The sequence below is a fragment of the Paenibacillus xylanexedens genome (assembly GCF_001908275.1).
Classification (GTDB): domain Bacteria; phylum Bacillota; class Bacilli; order Paenibacillales; family Paenibacillaceae; genus Paenibacillus; species Paenibacillus xylanexedens_A.
This window is the reverse complement of record NZ_CP018620.1, coordinates 6,631,942-6,649,942: the sequence shown is the minus strand read 5'-3', so window position 1 is coordinate 6,649,942 and position 18,001 is coordinate 6,631,942. Positions and strand designations below refer to the sequence as shown.

The window sequence follows — 18,001 nt, the reverse complement described above, 5'->3', positions numbered from 1 at the left end:
GGATGAGCAGATCAGATGATGCACAAGAACAAGAAGTTGTGGAACGATTGCAGCAACACATGAAAGTGCTGGATGATGCATTTGAACCGACAAGTATTCCTTCTTTGGGTGCACTTGAAGCCCAAGTCAGGGAACGGAGACAGATTAGACGTCGAGCCAATTGGATCGAGATGATATGTTTCTGGTTGGTTGGACTGTTTGCCATTACCTTTGGGGCATTATTTTTCGTATCTGCTCCAGCTCTATATCTGGGAATCCAGGCTCTTGGTACAGCTGTTGCGGTGATTTTGGCTGTGATCTGGGCCGGACGGCGCCGGAAGGAGGTTCGTCATGAATAAAATGCATTATTCGTTGGATGAGATTTCTCCACTGTGGATTACATTGCTTGGCATTTTTCTTCTGGTTCAGGGCACATGGATCTTTCAGGACGCACGCAGACGTGGACGTTTCCCTTGGTTATGGGGATTATGGGGCATCACAGGATTTCCCACGCCGCTCATAATATATTGGTTTGTCGTTATTCGATCACAGCGCAAGCCAGGTGAACGGAATCCGAAATAACATCATTTTAAAAATGGAAAAAAGATTTTGCACAAATATGTTGTTTAATTCTAGTATTCCTAGACATCGTTATTCTTTTCTAGTAGACTATACAAATAAATATTAATGATAGACTACCAGGAGGTTAGACGATGCTGCGATTAGGAGAGAAGGTTGTCATCGTCGCGGATGCGTTTGAGCAGAATCTTCCTGTGGGGGAATATGGTTTCATCATCGCTTATGACCGGAATCCGGACAATGCGTTCGATTACGTGCTTCGAGTGCCGCAGGTAAACCGGAACTTTTTTGTTCCATCCGGCGACGTCGATCTGGAAGAGGTTCTGCTGAAGCAGGAAGCTGAGCGGGTCGAGCGAGAAGCGTTGATAGATTACGCCCTTGCGACACACAATGAGAAGCTGTTTCATCATCTGATGAACGGAGATTTTCAAGCTGTGGAAGAGGAAGAGGAAACCGCGAACGATGTTATGTCACAGGCGGATTTTATAAAGCAGGTTAATCTGCGTGCATGGATTTAGAATTTTAAGAGTCGGCTGATGCCGGCTCTTTTTTATTTTATAAGTTTGATTTTAGCTTCCCGGAAGCCTGTCAGGTCATTTGCATTGAATTGTCGAACTATCTCACCTATAATGAAAAAAGTTATCTTGAGACTTTAGCCCGTTAAACGAGCGATTCGTTTCAGGTCGTTTCGGGAATCAGAACGAATGAAGGAGGCATCCGCTAATGAGTATTTCGAATAATGACGTTCAGCATGTGGCCAAGCTGGCCCGGCTCAACTTGACTGCTGAAGAAGAACAGACCCTGACAGGTCAGCTGAACGCGATTTTAAAATATGCAGAAAAGCTGAATGAGCTGGATACAGAAGACATCGAACCCACCACTCACGTTCTGCACGTAAGCAATGTTATGCGTGAAGATGAGACCAAAGAAAGCCTGTCGATTGAACAGGTGATGCGCAATGCACCGGAAGAAGAAGACGGGCAGTTTAAAGTGCCTGCTGTAATGGAATAACGGATAACCGGAAGGAGGACAAAAACTGTGAGTTTATTTGAACAATCTTTGCCTGAGTTACATAACAAGCTGCATGCCAAAGAGCTGTCGGTCAGCGATCTGGTGGATCAGGCGTATCAGAACATTGGCGCGCATGATGATAAAGTTAAGGCATATTTGGCACTGGATGAAGAACAAGCACGCGCTCGGGCACGTCAACTGGATGATCGTCTGGTTAGCGGCGAGGAGAAAGGTTTGCTCTTTGGTCTGCCTGTAGGTATTAAGGATAACATCGTTACGAATGGACTGCGCACGACGTGCGGCAGCCAATTCCTTCGTAATTTCGACCCGGTGTATGACGCGACAGTTGTCGAGAAATTGAAAGCTGCGGACACCGTAACTATTGGTAAACTCAACATGGACGAATTTGCCATGGGCGGCTCCAATGAGAATTCAAGTTTCTCCCCTGTACGTAATCCATGGGCACTTGATCGTGTTCCCGGAGGTTCCAGCGGTGGTTCTGCAGCAGCTGTGGCTGCGGGAGAAGCGTACTTCACGCTTGGATCAGATACAGGTGGCTCCATCAGACAGCCTGCTTCATATTGCGGTGTTGTTGGATTGAAGCCGACGTACGGACTTGTTTCCCGCTTTGGATTGGTAGCATTTGCATCATCCCTGGATCAGATTGGTCCTTTGACGAAAAATGTTGAAGATTCTGCTTATGTATTGCAGGCCATTGCTGGTTATGACGCCAAAGATTCGACATCTGCAAAAGTAGAGATCCCGGATTATTTGAGTGGACTGACAGGTGATGTTAAAGGGCTTCGCATTGCCGTTCCGAAAGAATACATCGGTGAAGGCGTAGATCCACAAGTGAAAGAGACAGTTTTGTCTGCATTGAAAGTTCTTGAAGGGCTCGGGGCAACATGGGAAGAAGTATCCCTTCCGCATACCGAATATGCGGTGGCTACGTATTACCTGCTGGCATCTTCAGAGGCTTCTTCCAACTTGGCTCGATTTGATGGTGTACGTTATGGCGTGCGTGCTGACAATCCGGATAACTTGTTGGATCTGTACCATCAGTCCCGCAGTCAAGGCTTTGGTCCGGAAGTGAAACGACGTATCATGCTCGGAACGTATGCACTCAGCTCGGGTTACTATGATGCCTATTATCTGAAAGCACAGAAGGTACGTACATTGATCAAACAGGATTTCGACAATGTATTTGCCAAATATGATGTGATTATCGGACCAACTGCGCCAACTACGGCGTTCAAACTGGGTTCACAGGTAGATGATCCACTTACGATGTATCTGAACGATATTTTGACTATTCCGGTTAACCTTGCTGGTGTACCTGCTGTTAGCATTCCATGTGGATTCTCGGATGGATTGCCTGTTGGCCTGCAGATTATCGGTAAAGCCTTTGATGAAACAACCGTATTGCGTGTAGCGCATGCGTTTGAACAAAATACAGAATTCCACAAGCAGCGTCCGCAGCTGTAGACTGCCCGGAACGGAGGAATATAGAAATGTCCGCATCTAAATATGAAACGGTCGTTGGACTTGAAGTCCACGTGGAGTTGCATACCAACTCCAAAATTTTCTGTGGCTGCTCCACAGCTTTTGGAGCTCCGCCGAATACGCATACCTGCCCGGTCTGTCTCGGACATCCGGGTGTACTGCCTGTACTGAATCGTCAGGCGGTAGACTACGCCATGAAGGCAGCGATGGCCCTGAATTGTACGATTGCTGATGTCAGCAAGTTTGACCGTAAAAACTACTTTTACCCCGATTCACCCAAAGCCTATCAGATCTCGCAATTCGATCAACCGATCGGTGAGAATGGCTGGATTGATATCGAAGTGAATGGTGAAACGAAACGAATCGGCATTACACGTCTTCACTTGGAAGAAGATGCAGGGAAGCTTACCCATATCGATGGCGGATACGCGTCTTTGGTGGACTTTAACCGTGTCGGTACTCCACTTGTGGAGATTGTATCCGAACCTGAGATTTCTTCTCCGGAAGAGGCACGTGCGTATCTTGAAAAAATGCGTGCAATCATGCAGTACTGTGATGTGTCGGACGTGAAGATGGAAGAAGGATCACTGCGTTGTGACGCCAACATCAGTTTGCGTCCACATGGACAGGAGAAGCTGGGAACAAGAGCTGAGCTGAAGAACATGAACTCTTTCCGTGGTGTTCAGCGTGGTCTCGAATATGAACAATATCGTCAGGCTGAAATTCTGGATGATGGCGGTGAGGTGGTTCAGGAGACGCGTCGTTGGGACGAAGCTCAAGGGAAAACACTGTCGATGCGTGGTAAGGAACAGGCGCATGACTATCGTTATTTCCCAGACCCGGATCTGGTGAAGCTTCATATCGATGAAGCCTGGAAAGAGCGCATCAGAGCTACCATACCTGAGCTTCCAGACGAGCGTAAGGCTCGTTACACGGCTGATTACGGATTACCTAGTTATGATGCAGAGGTTATTACTTCATCCAAGGCTATAGCTGATCTTTTCGAAGATAGCTTGAAATTCACTCAGGATGCGAAGTCCGTATCCAACTGGATCATGGGCGACTTGCTGGGTTACTTGAATACGAGCAACCTTGAAGTGACTCAAGTTCCACTGACAGGTCAAGGTTTGGGTGAAATGATCGGACTGCTGGAGAAGGGCACCATTAACAGCAAAATCGCCAAAACGGTATTCAAGGAAATGCTGGAGAGCGGCAAGCTTCCACAGCAGATCGTTGAAGAGAAGGGTCTTGTGCAGATTAGTGATGAAGGCGCCATTCTTGCCATCGTTGAGCAGGTTGTAGCGAATAATCCTCAATCCGTGGAAGACTATAAAGCTGGTAAACAAAAAGCCATTGGCTTCCTTGTTGGTCAGGTTATGAAAGAAAGTAAAGGCAAGGCGAATCCCGCTCTAGCCAACCAACTGCTTGCAGATGTACTGAACCGCTAATCCTTCCGGTGAGGTCGGACAGAAAGAGGCTCGTCCCTGTGACAGCCTCTTTTTGGTATTGATAGATACAAATGTATTTCGGACGGGGGAACGGATATGAACATTCAACCATTGTCACTGAGTGATCTGGAGACGTTGGGACAGTTATGGAGACTACAACATGTAGCTTATCGATTGGAAGCTGAAATCATCGGATTTCAGGAGATTCCTCCTTTGATGGATACGATGGAGACACTTCGGGATTGTGGAGAGAGTTTTTATGGTTGTATCCATGATGACGGAGATCTTATCGGGGCTGTCGCTGTAGCGGAGGAAGAGGAGAACACACTGACCATTACACGAATGATGGTGCACCCGGATCACTTTCGCAAGGGAATTGCGGCATCTTTGATGACGTATGTGTTGGAACAGCATGCGGATCTTCCGCGTTATATCGTCTCCACAGGAACGCTGAATCAACCCGCAGTGAATCTGTACACCAAATTTGGTTTTACGCCTGTGGAAGTCACACAGATTGCACCTGGAGTGGAATTAACGACTTTTCACAAGAATAAACTTTAATAATATTAACAACTTGAGGAGGAATACCGACTTTGGGCGATCCTTGGTTCATTGATGAGTGGCACATTTTATTACGATTATTGCTGGCTATGCTGCTTGGAGGGCTCGTAGGCCTGGAGCGGGAACGGTCCAATCATGCTGCCGGTTTGCGTACCCATATCCTGGTATGTCTTGGCTCTGCACTGATTATGATGTTATCTGTTTATGGCTTTAAAGATTTTGCTAATGAATTAAACGTAAGGATTGATCCAGCGCGTCTGGCTACTGCTGTAATTACTGGTGTTGGATTCTTGGGAGCAGGGACAATTCTCTTCACGGGAAAATCCATTACCGGATTGACTACAGCAGCTTCAATCTGGGTTGTTGCAGCCATTGGGCTTGCAGCAGGTGCGGGGTTCTTCTTTGCCTCTATTGTATCAACCGTTCTGGTATTGCTTAATCTCTGGGTATTTAACAAATTAGAGCTAAGGTATCTGCGAGGGAACAAACTGCATGTTGTTACACTTCATACCTTGTCTGAACCCGGTTTTCTCGAACAACTGTCTTCATGTATGGAGCAGGAGAAGATCAAAATTCGTAAAATTACCGTGAATGAACAAGACCTGGCTTATGCAGAGATGGTGTCAGTTGAACGAAAAATTGAGATTGTGCTGCATGTTCAGGTACCGCATGATTTCCAAACGGTAGGCTTGGTATCCAAGTTAAGACAATGGGAACACGTTACCAAGGTGTCGATCGAATAAATGAATTACAACCCTCCCTAGGCCAGTAGTGCCGGAGGGTTTTTGGTCATATCCATATTTCTTCCAGTTACTCTCCTTGCTCTTTAGGGTACTATCTAACCAAATGCATGAAGAGCGGAAGGTCAGATCAGAAGAGAGGAGTATGTTATGAAACGGAGACGTCAATTGAACAAAAAGACCCGTTCAGTCCAGGCCAAACCGGTCAGGAATCGGACTCACAAGTTTATTGCTGGATTACTGAGTGCCATTATTCCTGGTCTGGGTCATATTTATCTGAGATTGTACATGAGGGGTTTGACCTTTATGCTGCTTGTTTTGCTTGATCTGTCAGCAGTGTTGTACTTCTCATCTATTGGTATACAGATCAATGTGCCATTGCTCATCTTGCTGGCTTTGTGTATTCCGGTTATTTACTTTTACAATGTATATGATGTGTTGCAATCTGCAGATTGGGTCATGATGCGCAGACGTAGAGCAGTAACCCAGGCAACTTCGGACAAGCCGATAACCAATGAACGTTCTACACGAGATGCAATGATGGTCTGGGAGAGAGGCATATCGTTTGGATTACTTCTGATTGTGGGAGGATCTTTGATGGTGCTGTTTTTCCGCAAACCACGTTGGTTTCAAGAGCTTCTCGCCATGTACGGCGGATATTCATTTGCGGTTCTCATGATCGTAGGCGGTTTGCTTCTGTTTGGTCGTGAGTTCTGGGTGATGTTGAACAAGAAAAAAATGTAGTGGAAACGATACAAGGAGGGAACGTGATGAACCGTAAAGTCCGGGTTGGCCGCTATACGGCTGCCGCCTTAATCATAGCGGTCGGTGTGCTGTTGATTTTGGATAAACGGTGGGGAACGGACTATGTATATGAGATGGTGGACTGGTGGCCATTTTTGCTCGTTGTTTTGGGTGTTGAATATATTGTGCTCTTCCTGTGGACACGCAGAAGAAACAAGGTGCAATCGGATAACCCGAGCAATCCTGATGAGCAAATCAAAGTACGTTTCAGACCCGATGCCAAAGGCATTCTAACCTCACTGATTTTGGCAGCTTCCGTATTTATCGTCACCGAGCAGGATCATTACATGCACTTATGGAATAGAGTGAGTCTAAATCTCGGAGCGGCATCCATGGACTACAGTCAAGCGGCAGGATATATGGAGGATAAGGGCACGATTCGTGTACCTGTTCGCATGGATACGTCAGACCTGGTGGTTGAAGGTGTCAACGGAGATATCTCGGTACAACGCGGAGATACGGATGAGATTGAAGTACGGACGGTGATCTGGGTAGATCAGACGACGGAAGTACAGGCAAAGGCCGTTGCAGCAGCCTCTTTTGTAGAGGCCGATGGTACAAAAGTGATTTATATCAAAACTACAGGCAAGACGTATGGAGACAATGAAAAAACGCAGCCGCGTATGAATCTTACCATAACGATCCCGGATGATCGTCGTTTTAATCTGGATATTCGAACTTCCAATGGAGCCATATTATTAAATCGTCCGGAAGCCATTAGTACCATACTGGCCGAAACGGGTAACGGACGTATCCGGATTACCAATGCTGTTGGAGATATCTCCGGGAAAACGTTGAACGGAGATGTCATTGTAGCCAACGCCATAGGTAATGTCGATCTGGACAGTAACCGTGGAGACATGAAGGCTCGCGGTATTTCCGGCGATGTAGATCTTGCTACACAAGTGGGAAGTATCAGTATTGCGGACTCCGTTGGTGAATTCATCGCAGAGACACGCAACGGCAATATTACGCTGGATGGAGCCAATCTGGGAATCAAAGCCCAATCACTTAATGGCAGTATTAACATCGTATCTACCAAAGTCGGAGGGGACTGGGATGTGTACAGTGCGGTGGGAGCCATTAACGTATTACTTCCTGATCGTGGAGACTACAGTCTTGCGGGTTCCAGCAGTTATGGAGATCTAAGTACGGATCTGCCGTTCAAAGTACAGAATAAAACCATAGAAGGCCAGCTCGGTGAGGGCGAGTACAGGGTGAAAATTGAAGGCAACAGTGATCTCACCATTCAGAGTAACCCGGCTGTATCTACGCCTGAAACAGTTACACCTGATTCTGAAGATACGGCTGAGAATCTGGAACAGACAACCGAAGACGGAGCAAATTCCCAGGAGGATTCTACAGAGGTTCCTTGACTGCCGCGTTGACAATAAACTTGTAATCGCCGTACAATAAATGTACACTGGCAAGATTACAAGGCATGAAAGATGGATTGTCGTTCTTAATGGCCGGGAATCAATTCTGAGCGAGGAGACAGTAACTTACTCTTCACCAGAAAATGAAAGGTAAGGCGGTGGGTTTTATGGCAACACGTGTCCAACATGCGTTGGAGCATCTGAAAACGACCGGTGTCCGTATTACACCCCAGCGTCATGCCATATTGAACTATCTGATGGAATCCATGGGGCATCCGACAGCCGATGAAATTTACCGAGCCCTTGAACCCCAATTTCCCAGTATGAGCGTGGCAACGGTATATAATAATTTGAAGATGTTTCTGGAAGCTGGCATGGTCCGGGAATTGACATACGGAGATAATTCAAGTCGCTTCGATGCCAATGTGACGGATCATTATCATGTTATCTGTGATCAATGCGGCAAGATCGAAGACTTCAGCTATCCTTCTCTCAAAAGTGTAGAGCTTCAGGCGGAGTCTAGTACAGGATTCGAAGTACACGGTCACCGATTGGAAGTATATGGCGTTTGCAAAAGTTGCAGGGATTAAGAGAGTTGAATTACAATATTAACGTGCAGAATTCAGTATGGATTCTTCACGTTTTTTTTTAGCATTTATGCAAAATGCTCATCTTTATAACAACTTATGCGCACATCCTTATGATCAGCATAATTAACGGAGGTAGACGTTTGGGTAGAAAAAGCAGATATACACGTCAGAAGCGACGTTCATTTTGGCCCGGTTTTCTCGGGGCTTGTCTGATCGCTGGGGGGGCTTACTGGCTTATAACAAATGTATGGTTGAACCAGATCCATGAAGACCCCGACTGGGTAGGAAGAAGCCAGCCTATTTTTGTAGATGGGCAACTGATGGATGGAGACGCTCTGGGTACAGGAGATCAGCTCAAGTTGCCTGTAGATGTGCTGCAAGAAGCGATTGATGCAGGCATACGTTATGAATCAGAATCGGGAGATATCATTATTGCCTCTCCTCAGCGAGTCCTTCATATGAAAGATGGAAGCACACAAGCAGAACTTAATCACAAAGATTATCCTATGACAGTTAAACCTGAGGTTAAGGACGGAGAAGCCTATATTCCGCTCAAACCTTTGAAAGAAGTATATGGCATAACCGTACAGGAAGATTCAGTAACAGGTGCTGTGCTACTGATGCGTGGTGGAGACATGATACAGTATGCAGAGATTGATACGTTATCATCCAAAGCCGACAAAACGGTGCCGTTATATAAACGTGGTGGAGAATCCTCACCAATCATTGCCAACATGGAAAAGGATGCACGGGTACGTGTATGGCAGACGGGTGATAAACAGAGTTTTGTTCAACTCGATAATGGATATGCCGGATATGTAGATAATGATTATATTTTCCTCACCGAGAAAAAGAAGGTGGACTTGCCCAAGTATACGCTGACTGCAGCAGAGAAGAAGTGGCAGAATAAACCGGTAAATCTGGTTTGGGAAGCCGTGTACAATCGTCAGCCTGATGTGGGCTCTATCGGTAAAATGCCAGGTGTGAATGTGGTCAGCCCCACATGGTTTCATATTACGGATGGACAGGGCACTGTGAAAAGCAAGGGAAACCAAGCTTATGTGAACTGGGCTCACCGTTCGGGTATGGAAGTATGGGGACTCATGGATAACAGCTTTGATCCGGACGTTACAAAAGAAGCTGTAGCTTCTTACGAGACACGCACTCATATTATTGAGCAGATGTTAGAGTATGCACAGACGTATCAACTGGATGGTATCAACATCGATTTTGAGAACGTGTATACCGATGACGGGCCGAATATTACGCAGTTTGTGCGCGAGATCAAGGCGATGGCTCGTATACATGGATTGATGTTATCAATTGATGTAACACCAAAATCAAACAGTGAGATGTGGTCTGCCTTTCTGGATCGCCGTGCATTAGGTTCTTTTGCAGACTATGTTATTGTGATGGCTTATGATGAACATTGGGCGGCCAGTCCCAAGGCAGGTTCGGTAGCATCTCTGCCTTGGACCGAGGCTTCCATGAGACGCATACTTGAGGAGGATGAAGTCCCTTCTAACAAGTTGATCATGGCGGTTCCGCTCTATACCCGGATATGGACGGAAGAGACGAATGATCAGGGTGAGGTTAAAGTGTCTTCCAAAGCGGTGGGCATGAATGCCATTGTGGAGCTGATTCAAGAGAAGAAACTCAAACCTGAACTGGATCAGGCAAGTGGACAGAACTATGTGGAATATAAGGAAGACGGAGCTACCAAGAAAATATGGATCGAAGATGCCGTGTCCCTTCAGGCGCGTGTGGATTTGATTGCTTCGCTGAAGCTGGGCGGAGTAGCAGCATGGAATCGAAGTTTTGCTAATGCTTCTGCATGGGAGGTATTGAAGCAGGCCGGGTACCAGAAATAATTTACTCGAACTCAGAGGGTCTGCTTGCTCCAATTTATTTTCACTAAGTTCAAATTTTCTCATTGGATACCATCATACGTACAGTCTAGCGTTTTATTGGTCGTAGAACTTATAACTTAACTTCATATTTTAGCTATCGATAACAGCAATAAGGGCTCACTTATAAGCCAAGTCCAAAAAAGGTCCGGTAAACATACCGGGCCTTTATTTGTTCTTCAATGAAATTAAGGTAAAAGACATTTAGCGGTTGGAGATTGATTCGTGCTATCCATCGGTGGGGGGAGCTTGTGTAGAAGGCGCTTTCAGTTGTTGACTGGTCATGTTGGCCTTATTAGGGTCCAGAGTGAGAATGGTATGACAGAACATACAACGATCCGTTTTGCCAAGCATTTTGGTTAACTTCCCGCATTCCGGACAGTCGACTTGTACTGCGCTGGTGGAGAGCATACCCGCCCAGAAATAAATGGCTAGACTGGCCATCATGGCAATCAGTCCGATGACAAGTCCTACAGCTGCGAATACCTTGCCTGCATGTCCCCAGAAAACAATCCCGGCTGTTCCCAGTATCATTAGGCCCATACCTAGCATGGTCAGTAGTAATCCCCAAGTGCGAAAAGCATTAATTTTTGCTGATTTAAAAATCATGAAAAATGCTCCTATCGTATGAGTAGTATTGGACCTGGAAAAGAAGGAAACTTCAGTCTGGATGTAGAATTACATTATAACTGACTTGGCGCTTATCTGCCATGAAATGTATGGAGGGAATCGTGGAATTAAAGAACCTTGCTTTTTTGTCCGAACAGTCGGAAGAGACAGGGGCAGTTGGGGCTATCGCTTATTCCCACCCGGGAGAGCGATTCCACGGCTCCCTAATTCAAGATTTCGAATTATTAGTACTTGTTGTTCATAATGATGATCAATTGAAGTCGGCGGTGGGACATTACAGATATGGTGATCTTCGTTATCAGATGATCTATGCGAGCCGTCATGAATTAAAGAGTAGTGTAGTAACCGGGAATCATAATAATCTCACCCAGTGTCTGATTGAAGGTGAGATTATCTGGGAAGCGGACAGCGCCTTAAGTGATTTGCGAGAAGAACTGTCTACCTTTGGGGCAGAATTGCGTGAGCAGAAGCTACTTCATGAATTCACCAGTTTCTTGAGAATGTATGTGGAGGCCAAACGTCATATTCAGGAAGGTCATGTTGTAGACGCCTACTACAATGTATTAGAGGCTCTGGGGAACTGGGCAAGAATTGTATTGATTGAACAGGGGATATACCCGGATCATGCCGTCTGGACACATGTGCAGAATCTGGATCGCGCTTTATGGAAACTATATCAAGAGCTTACCGTAAGCTCGGAGACGCTAGAGCAGCGAGTAGAGCTTGTCCTGCTTGCCTGTGAGTTTTCCGTAATGTCCAAAATGAGTGAATGCTCAGAACTGCTGCTGCGTGTGTTAAGAAGTCGCAAGGAGCCGTGGAGCATGAGTGAACTTGTTCATCATCCGCAGTTAAGATTTGTTCGAGAAGATCTGCCTTTGGTTATACGTAAGCTGGTCTTTCGTTCTATTGTAAAAGAATCGGCAGGGTGGCCATCAATCGGAGGAGAGGGCCGGGAAATTCGGTATTGGATTGAGGCATAACCTTCTCCAGAGGCCTGACATTATATTGATCACATAAGGGAGGGGAAACCTTCCTTTTTTGTTTGTTTAATAATTTATAAAAAGATGTTGACTCTCATTCACGATATATGATACATTATATTTCGTTCCTCAAACGAGATTATCACCAACAAACGATAAATTATTTAGAGGAAAAGTGAAGAACTAAAGCTTCAAAAAAAGAAATCAAAAAAAAGTTCTTGACGAAAACAAACGAAATGTGTTACATTATTTAGGTCGCCGCCGAAACTTGGTTGAGACGAAAAAGAAGTGAAACAAGAAGTGAAACAAATCGTGTTTGATCTTTGAAAACTGAACAACGAGTGAGTAAACATTCTGCTTGCAGAATGAACGCGAAAGTTTGAAACAAGCCTTGGCTTGAATCGACTGGAGCACAAATGAGATTTTTAATCTCGTCAGATTCAAAATGAGCTTATCGCTCTTTTCAATACTTTATTGGAGAGTTTGATCCTGGCTCAGGACGAACGCTGGCGGCATGCCTAATACATGCAAGTCGAGCGGAGTTGATAGGAAGCTTGCTTCCTTGATACTTAGCGGCGGACGGGTGAGTAACACGTAGGCAACCTGCCCTCAAGTTTGGGACAACTACCGGAAACGGTAGCTAATACCGAATAATTGTTTTCTTCGCCTGAAGGAAACTGGAAAGACGGAGCAATCTGTCACTTGGGGATGGGCCTGCGGCGCATTAGCTAGTTGGTGAGGTAACGGCTCACCAAGGCGACGATGCGTAGCCGACCTGAGAGGGTGATCGGCCACACTGGGACTGAGACACGGCCCAGACTCCTACGGGAGGCAGCAGTAGGGAATCTTCCGCAATGGGCGAAAGCCTGACGGAGCAATGCCGCGTGAGTGATGAAGGTTTTCGGATCGTAAAGCTCTGTTGCCAGGGAAGAACGCTTGGGAGAGTAACTGCTCTCAAGGTGACGGTACCTGAGAAGAAAGCCCCGGCTAACTACGTGCCAGCAGCCGCGGTAATACGTAGGGGGCAAGCGTTGTCCGGAATTATTGGGCGTAAAGCGCGCGCAGGCGGTCATTTAAGTCTGGTGTTTAATCCCGGGGCTCAACCCCGGATCGCACTGGAAACTGGGTGACTTGAGTGCAGAAGAGGAGAGTGGAATTCCACGTGTAGCGGTGAAATGCGTAGATATGTGGAGGAACACCAGTGGCGAAGGCGACTCTCTGGGCTGTAACTGACGCTGAGGCGCGAAAGCGTGGGGAGCAAACAGGATTAGATACCCTGGTAGTCCACGCCGTAAACGATGAGTGCTAGGTGTTAGGGGTTTCGATACCCTTGGTGCCGAAGTTAACACATTAAGCACTCCGCCTGGGGAGTACGGTCGCAAGACTGAAACTCAAAGGAATTGACGGGGACCCGCACAAGCAGTGGAGTATGTGGTTTAATTCGAAGCAACGCGAAGAACCTTACCAGGTCTTGACATCCCTCTGATCGATGCAGAGATGTATCTTTCCTTCGGGACAGAGGAGACAGGTGGTGCATGGTTGTCGTCAGCTCGTGTCGTGAGATGTTGGGTTAAGTCCCGCAACGAGCGCAACCCTTATATTTAGTTGCCAGCATTTCGGATGGGCACTCTAGATAGACTGCCGGTGACAAACCGGAGGAAGGTGGGGATGACGTCAAATCATCATGCCCCTTATGACCTGGGCTACACACGTACTACAATGGCCGGTACAACGGGCTGCGAAATCGCGAGATGGAGCCAATCCCAACAAAGCCGGTCTCAGTTCGGATTGCAGGCTGCAACTCGCCTGCATGAAGTCGGAATTGCTAGTAATCGCGGATCAGCATGCCGCGGTGAATACGTTCCCGGGTCTTGTACACACCGCCCGTCACACCACGAGAGTTTATAACACCCGAAGTCGGTGGGGTAACCGCAAGGAGCCAGCCGCCGAAGGTGGGATAGATGATTGGGGTGAAGTCGTAACAAGGTAGCCGTATCGGAAGGTGCGGCTGGATCACCTCCTTTCTATGGAGAATCGTCTCCTGCAACGGAAACATTCAAATAAGCAGGTTCTTAGAACCTGCGACAGCAATTCATTTCGGTCCGTCACTTCGGTGTGGATGAAATGAAGAGCACAAAACACTCACTCGTTGTTCGGTTTTGAGAGCTCAAACTCTCAAACAGCTTGCTTTTGCATGGAGCTTGTTCTTTGAAAACTAGATATCGAAACGAAACAAACGCGAATTAGAACATTCCTTTTTAGCTGAACTTGTGTTAAACAAGTTTCAATAAAAACGGTAGATTGCACGTACGATGGTATCGAATGGGAGCGACTTTTGGCTTTGCGCAAGCAAAACAAGGGAAGCGAGCAGTCGAAACCGGAGCACGAGGTTAAGCTACTAAGAGCACACGGAGGATGCCTAGGCGCTAGGAGCCGATGAAGGACGTGGCGAACAACGAAACTGCCTCGGGGAGCTGTAAGCAAGCTTTGATCCGGGGGTGTCCGAATGGGGAAACCCAGCTGGGGTAATTTCCAGTTACTCACAACTGAATACATAGGTTGTGCAGAGGCATACCAGGGGAACTGAAACATCTAAGTACCCTGAGGAAGAGAAAACAATAGTGATTCCGTCAGTAGCGGCGAGCGAACGCGGAGAAGCCCAAACCAGAGAGCTTGCTCTTTGGGGTTGTGGGACGTCTCACATGGAGTTACAAAGGAACCGGTTAAGCGAAGAGGTCTGGAAAGGCCCGCCAAAGAAGGTAAAAGCCCTGTAGTTGAAAGTTGGTTCCCTCCGAGACGGATCCCGAGTAGTGCGGGGCACGTGAAACCCCGTATGAATCCGGCAGGACCATCTGCCAAGGCTAAATACTTCCTAGCGACCGATAGTGAAGCAGTACCGTGAGGGAAAGGTGAAAAGCACCCCGGAAGGGGAGTGAAATAGAACCTGAAACCGTGTGCTTACAAAAAGTCAGAGCCCGTTTTAGGGGTGATGGCGTGCCTTTTGTAGAATGAACCGGCGAGTTACGTTCCCGTGCAAGGTTAAGGTGAAGAGCCGGAGCCGCAGCGAAAGCGAGTCTGAATAGGGCGATGTAGTACGTGGACGTAGACCCGAAACCGGGTGATCTACCCCTGTCCAGGGTGAAGGTGCGGTAACACGCACTGGAGGCCCGAACCCACGCATGTTGAAAAATGCGGGGATGAGGTGGGGGTAGCGGAGAAATTCCAATCGAACTCGGAGATAGCTGGTTCTCCCCGAAATAGCTTTAGGGCTAGCCTCGGAAAACAGAGTCGTGGAGGTAGAGCACTGATTGGGTGCGGGGCCCGCAAGGGTTACCAAGCTCAGTCAAACTCCGAATGCCATAGACTTACTTCCGGGAGTCAGACAGTGAGTGCTAAGATCCATTGTCAAAAGGGAAACAGCCCAGACCATCAGCTAAGGTCCCCAAGTGTGTGTTAAGTGGGAAAGGATGTGGAGTTGCACAGACAACCAGGATGTTGGCTTAGAAGCAGCCATCATTGAAAGAGTGCGTAATAGCTCACTGGTCGAGTGACTCTGCGCCGAAAATGTAACGGGGCTAAACACACCACCGAAGCTATGGCTTGATGCTTTGCATCAGGGGTAGGGGAGCGTTGTATAAGGGTTGAAGGTGTACCGTAAGGAGCGCTGGACATTATACAAGTGAGAATGCCGGTATGAGTAACGAAAAGATCAGTGAGAATCTGATCCGCCGAAAGCCTAAGGGTTCCTGAGGAAGGCTCGTCCGCTCAGGGTAAGTCGGGACCTAAGGCGAGGCCGAAAGGCGTAGTCGAAGGACAACAGGTCGAAATTCCTGTACCACCGTAAGCCGTTATGAGCAATGGGGGGACGCAGTAGGGTAGTGACGCGGACTGATGGATGTCCGTCTAAGCAGTAAGGCTGATGTGTAGGCAAATCCGCACATTGTAAGGCTAAGCTGTGATGGGGAGCGAAAATTGTAGTAGCGAAGGTCATGATCTCACACTGCCAAGAAAAGCCTCTAGCCAGGTGATGGTGCCCGTACCGCAAACCGACACAGGTAGGCGAGAAGAGTATTCTAAGGCGCGCGGAAGAACTCTCGTTAAGGAACTCGGCAAAATGACCCCGTAACTTCGGGAGAAGGGGTGCCCCGGTAGTGTGAATAGCACGAGGGGGCCGCAGTGAAAAGGCCCAAGCGACTGTTTAGCAAAAACACAGGTCTGTGCGAAGCCGTAAGGCGAAGTATACGGGCTGACGCCTGCCCGGTGCTGGAAGGTTAAGGGGAGTGGTTAGGAGCAATCCGAAGCTGTGAACCGAAGCCCCAGTAAACGGCGGCCGTAACTATAACGGTCCTAAGGTAGCGAAATTCCTTGTCAGGTAAATTCTGACCCGCACGAATGGCGTAACGACTTGGGCGCTGTCTCAACGAGAGATCCGGTGAAATTTTAATACCTGTGAAGATGCAGGTTACCCGCGACAAGACGGAAAGACCCCATGGAGCTTTACTGCAGCTTGATATTGAATTTGGGTACGATCTGTACAGGATAGGTGGGAGCCTTTGAAACGTGAGCGCCAGCTTGCGTGGAGGCAACGTTGGGATACCACCCTGATCGTATCTAGGTTCTAACCTGGTACCGTAATCCGGTGCGGGGACAGTGTCAGGTGGGCAGTTTGACTGGGGCGGTCGCCTCCTAAAGAGTAACGGAGGCGCCCAAAGGTTCCCTCAGAATGGTTGGAAATCATTCGAAGAGTGCAAAGGCATAAGGGAGCTTGACTGCGAGACCTACAAGTCGAGCAGGGACGAAAGTCGGGCTTAGTGATCCGGTGGTACCGCATGGAAGGGCCATCGCTCAACGGATAAAAGCTACCCTGGGGATAACAGGCTTATCTCCCCCAAGAGTCCACATCGACGGGGAGGTTTGGCACCTCGATGTCGGCTCATCGCATCCTGGGGCTGAAGTAGGTCCCAAGGGTTGGGCTGTTCGCCCATTAAAGCGGTACGCGAGCTGGGTTCAGAACGTCGTGAGACAGTTCGGTCCCTATCTGTCGTGGGCGTAGGAAATTTGAGAGGAGCTGTCCTTAGTACGAGAGGACCGGGATGGACGTACCGCTGGTGTACCAGTTGTTCCGCCAGGAGCACCGCTGGGTAGCTATGTACGGACGGGATAAACGCTGAAAGCATCTAAGCGTGAAGCCCCCCTCAAGATGAGATTTCCCAGTATGTAAGACCCCTTGAAGACGACGAGGTAGATAGGCTGGGGGTGGAAGTGCAGCAATGCATGGAGCTGACCAGTACTAATCGGTCGAGGGCTTATCCAATTAGCAAGTTGTAATTCGCATGTTTCGTTTCGAATCTAGTTTTCAGAGAACGATCTCTGAAGCATATTCCCTGATAGCTCAGTTGGTAGAGCACTCGACTGTTAATCGAGTTGTCACAGGTTCGAGCCCTGTTCGGGGAGCCATATGGAGAGGTGTCCGAGCTGGCCGAAGGAGCACGATTGGAAATCGTGTAGGCGTCACAAGCGTCTCGAGGGTTCGAATCCCTCTCTCTCCGCCATAATATTTTGGCCCGTTGGTCAAGGGGTTAAGACACCTCCCTTTCACGGAGGTAACAGGGGTTCGAATCCCCTACGGGTCATAATAACTTCAAAAAAAGAAGTTGATTTTTACAACAAGATTATGGTATGATCATAAATGTGTTGTTCGGAGGCTTAGCTCAGCTGGGAGAGCATCTGCCTTACAAGCAGAGGGTCGGGGGTTCGATCCCCTCAGCCTCCACCATATAAACTTTATAACGACGCGGGGTGGAGCAGCCCGGTAGCTCGTCGGGCTCATAACCCGAAGGCCGCAGGTTCAAATCCTGCCCCCGCAATTATACTTTCCTTTGAGAAAGTGATC

At 47.8% G+C, this 18,001-nt stretch carries 14 protein-coding genes, 5 tRNA genes and 2 rRNA genes; 20 read left to right on the top strand and 1 reads right to left on the bottom strand.

Going from position 1 to position 18,001, the window contains the following annotated elements; translation table 11 throughout:
• The first annotated feature begins 2 nt into the window (after positions 1 to 2).
• From BS614_RS29055 to BS614_RS29000, 12 genes are all read left to right on the top strand, one after another.
• Positions 3 to 338, top strand: a complete 336-nt coding sequence (locus tag BS614_RS29055; RefSeq protein WP_074096433.1) for a YxlC family protein — start codon at positions 3 to 5, stop codon at positions 336 to 338.
• Positions 331 to 561 (top strand): sigmaY antisigma factor component, encoded by a 231-nt coding sequence (locus tag BS614_RS29050; RefSeq protein ID WP_210436955.1) that lies wholly within the window; start codon positions 331 to 333, stop codon positions 559 to 561. The genes BS614_RS29055 and BS614_RS29050 overlap by 8 nt, the downstream gene beginning before the upstream one ends.
• 131 nt (positions 562 to 692) lie before the next feature.
• Positions 693 to 1,076 (top strand): hypothetical protein, encoded by a 384-nt coding sequence (locus tag BS614_RS29045; protein WP_024631336.1) that lies wholly within the window; start codon positions 693 to 695, stop codon positions 1,074 to 1,076.
• A 205-nt stretch (positions 1,077 to 1,281) separates the two neighbouring features.
• Positions 1,282 to 1,569 carry an Asp-tRNA(Asn)/Glu-tRNA(Gln) amidotransferase subunit GatC gene (gene gatC / locus BS614_RS29040; protein WP_036607033.1) on the top strand — a complete coding sequence of 96 codons (288 nt, stop codon included), beginning with the start codon at positions 1,282 to 1,284 and terminating at the stop codon, positions 1,567 to 1,569.
• Between the two features lie 27 nt (positions 1,570 to 1,596).
• The gene (gene gatA / locus BS614_RS29035; protein WP_036667997.1) at positions 1,597 to 3,054 is read left to right on the top strand and encodes an Asp-tRNA(Asn)/Glu-tRNA(Gln) amidotransferase subunit GatA; all 1,458 of its coding nucleotides are present in this window, start codon (positions 1,597 to 1,599) and stop codon (positions 3,052 to 3,054) included.
• A gap of 26 nt (positions 3,055 to 3,080) precedes the next feature.
• On the top strand, positions 3,081 to 4,520 hold the full coding sequence (gatB, locus tag BS614_RS29030; RefSeq protein WP_017692300.1) for an Asp-tRNA(Asn)/Glu-tRNA(Gln) amidotransferase subunit GatB: 1,440 nt from the start codon (positions 3,081 to 3,083) through the stop codon (positions 4,518 to 4,520).
• 96 nt (positions 4,521 to 4,616) lie between these two features.
• The gene (locus BS614_RS29025; protein WP_074096432.1) at positions 4,617 to 5,081 is read left to right on the top strand and encodes a GNAT family N-acetyltransferase; all 465 of its coding nucleotides are present in this window, start codon (positions 4,617 to 4,619) and stop codon (positions 5,079 to 5,081) included.
• 32 nt (positions 5,082 to 5,113) lie between these two features.
• Positions 5,114 to 5,824: an MgtC/SapB family protein gene (locus tag BS614_RS29020; RefSeq protein WP_017692302.1), complete on the top strand. Its 711-nt coding sequence runs from the start codon at positions 5,114 to 5,116 to the stop codon at positions 5,822 to 5,824.
• Between the two features lie 147 nt (positions 5,825 to 5,971).
• Complete coding sequence (locus tag BS614_RS29015) at positions 5,972 to 6,565, top strand: hypothetical protein (protein WP_074096431.1); 594 nt, start codon at positions 5,972 to 5,974, stop codon at positions 6,563 to 6,565.
• Between the two features lie 26 nt (positions 6,566 to 6,591).
• Positions 6,592 to 8,001: a DUF4097 family beta strand repeat-containing protein gene (locus BS614_RS29010; protein WP_074096430.1), complete on the top strand. Its 1,410-nt coding sequence runs from the start codon at positions 6,592 to 6,594 to the stop codon at positions 7,999 to 8,001.
• Positions 8,002 to 8,168: 167 nt separating this feature from the next.
• Positions 8,169 to 8,591 (top strand): peroxide-responsive transcriptional repressor PerR, encoded by a 423-nt coding sequence (gene perR / locus BS614_RS29005; RefSeq protein ID WP_026081471.1) that lies wholly within the window; start codon positions 8,169 to 8,171, stop codon positions 8,589 to 8,591.
• Between the two features lie 140 nt (positions 8,592 to 8,731).
• Positions 8,732 to 10,462, top strand: coding sequence for a glycosyl hydrolase family 18 protein (locus BS614_RS29000; protein WP_084174815.1), 1,731 nt, complete (start codon positions 8,732 to 8,734; stop codon positions 10,460 to 10,462).
• Positions 10,463 to 10,726: 264 nt separating this feature from the next.
• On the opposite strand, the gene BS614_RS28995 is transcribed toward BS614_RS29000, so the two are convergent.
• Entirely contained in the window at positions 10,727 to 11,107 is a 381-nt protein-coding gene (locus tag BS614_RS28995; RefSeq protein ID WP_017692307.1) for a DUF2614 family zinc ribbon-containing protein, read from the bottom strand.
• A 122-nt stretch (positions 11,108 to 11,229) separates the two neighbouring features.
• On the opposite strand from BS614_RS28995, the gene BS614_RS28990 reads away from it, so the two are divergent.
• From BS614_RS28990 to BS614_RS28955, 8 genes are all read left to right on the top strand, one after another.
• A complete protein-coding gene (locus BS614_RS28990) occupies positions 11,230 to 12,108 on the top strand; it encodes a nucleotidyltransferase-like protein (RefSeq protein ID WP_074096428.1) in 879 nt (292 codons plus the stop codon).
• A 471-nt stretch (positions 12,109 to 12,579) separates the two neighbouring features.
• Positions 12,580 to 14,132: ribosomal RNA gene (locus BS614_RS28985) — 16S ribosomal RNA — on the top strand.
• A 364-nt stretch (positions 14,133 to 14,496) separates the two neighbouring features.
• A 23S ribosomal RNA gene (locus tag BS614_RS28980) occupies positions 14,497 to 17,422 on the top strand.
• The 16S and 23S rRNA genes sit together here with 5 tRNA genes alongside, the layout of an rRNA operon.
• A gap of 67 nt (positions 17,423 to 17,489) precedes the next feature.
• Positions 17,490 to 17,565 (top strand) — tRNA-Asn (locus BS614_RS28975).
• A gap of 3 nt (positions 17,566 to 17,568) precedes the next feature.
• Positions 17,569 to 17,660, top strand: a tRNA-Ser gene (locus BS614_RS28970).
• A 9-nt stretch (positions 17,661 to 17,669) separates the two neighbouring features.
• Positions 17,670 to 17,741: transfer RNA gene (locus BS614_RS28965), tRNA-Glu, on the top strand.
• Positions 17,742 to 17,808: 67 nt separating this feature from the next.
• Positions 17,809 to 17,884, top strand: a tRNA-Val gene (locus BS614_RS28960).
• 17 nt (positions 17,885 to 17,901) lie between these two features.
• Positions 17,902 to 17,975 (top strand) — tRNA-Met (locus BS614_RS28955).
• The last annotated feature ends 26 nt before the right edge of the window (positions 17,976 to 18,001 follow it).

What these genes read in the sequence shown, in the direction of transcription:
- BS614_RS29025 (WP_074096432.1), top strand. Translation starts at nt 4,617, where the DNA reads ATGAACATTCAACCATTGTCACTGAGTGATCTGGAGACGTTGGGACAG.
- BS614_RS29055 (WP_074096433.1), top strand. Translation starts at nt 3, where the DNA reads ATGAGCAGATCAGATGATGCACAAGAACAAGAAGTTGTGGAACGATTG.
- gatB (WP_017692300.1), top strand. Translation starts at nt 3,081, where the DNA reads ATGTCCGCATCTAAATATGAAACGGTCGTTGGACTTGAAGTCCACGTG.
- BS614_RS29015 (WP_074096431.1), top strand. Translation starts at nt 5,972, where the DNA reads ATGAAACGGAGACGTCAATTGAACAAAAAGACCCGTTCAGTCCAGGCC.
- BS614_RS29010 (WP_074096430.1), top strand. Translation starts at nt 6,592, where the DNA reads ATGAACCGTAAAGTCCGGGTTGGCCGCTATACGGCTGCCGCCTTAATC.
- BS614_RS29050 (WP_210436955.1), top strand. Translation starts at nt 331, where the DNA reads ATGAATAAAATGCATTATTCGTTGGATGAGATTTCTCCACTGTGGATT.
- gatC (WP_036607033.1), top strand. Translation starts at nt 1,282, where the DNA reads ATGAGTATTTCGAATAATGACGTTCAGCATGTGGCCAAGCTGGCCCGG.
- perR (WP_026081471.1), top strand. Translation starts at nt 8,169, where the DNA reads ATGGCAACACGTGTCCAACATGCGTTGGAGCATCTGAAAACGACCGGT.
- BS614_RS28995 (WP_017692307.1), bottom strand. Translation starts at nt 11,107, where the DNA reads ATGATTTTTAAATCAGCAAAAATTAATGCTTTTCGCACTTGGGGATTA.
- BS614_RS29045 (WP_024631336.1), top strand. Translation starts at nt 693, where the DNA reads ATGCTGCGATTAGGAGAGAAGGTTGTCATCGTCGCGGATGCGTTTGAG.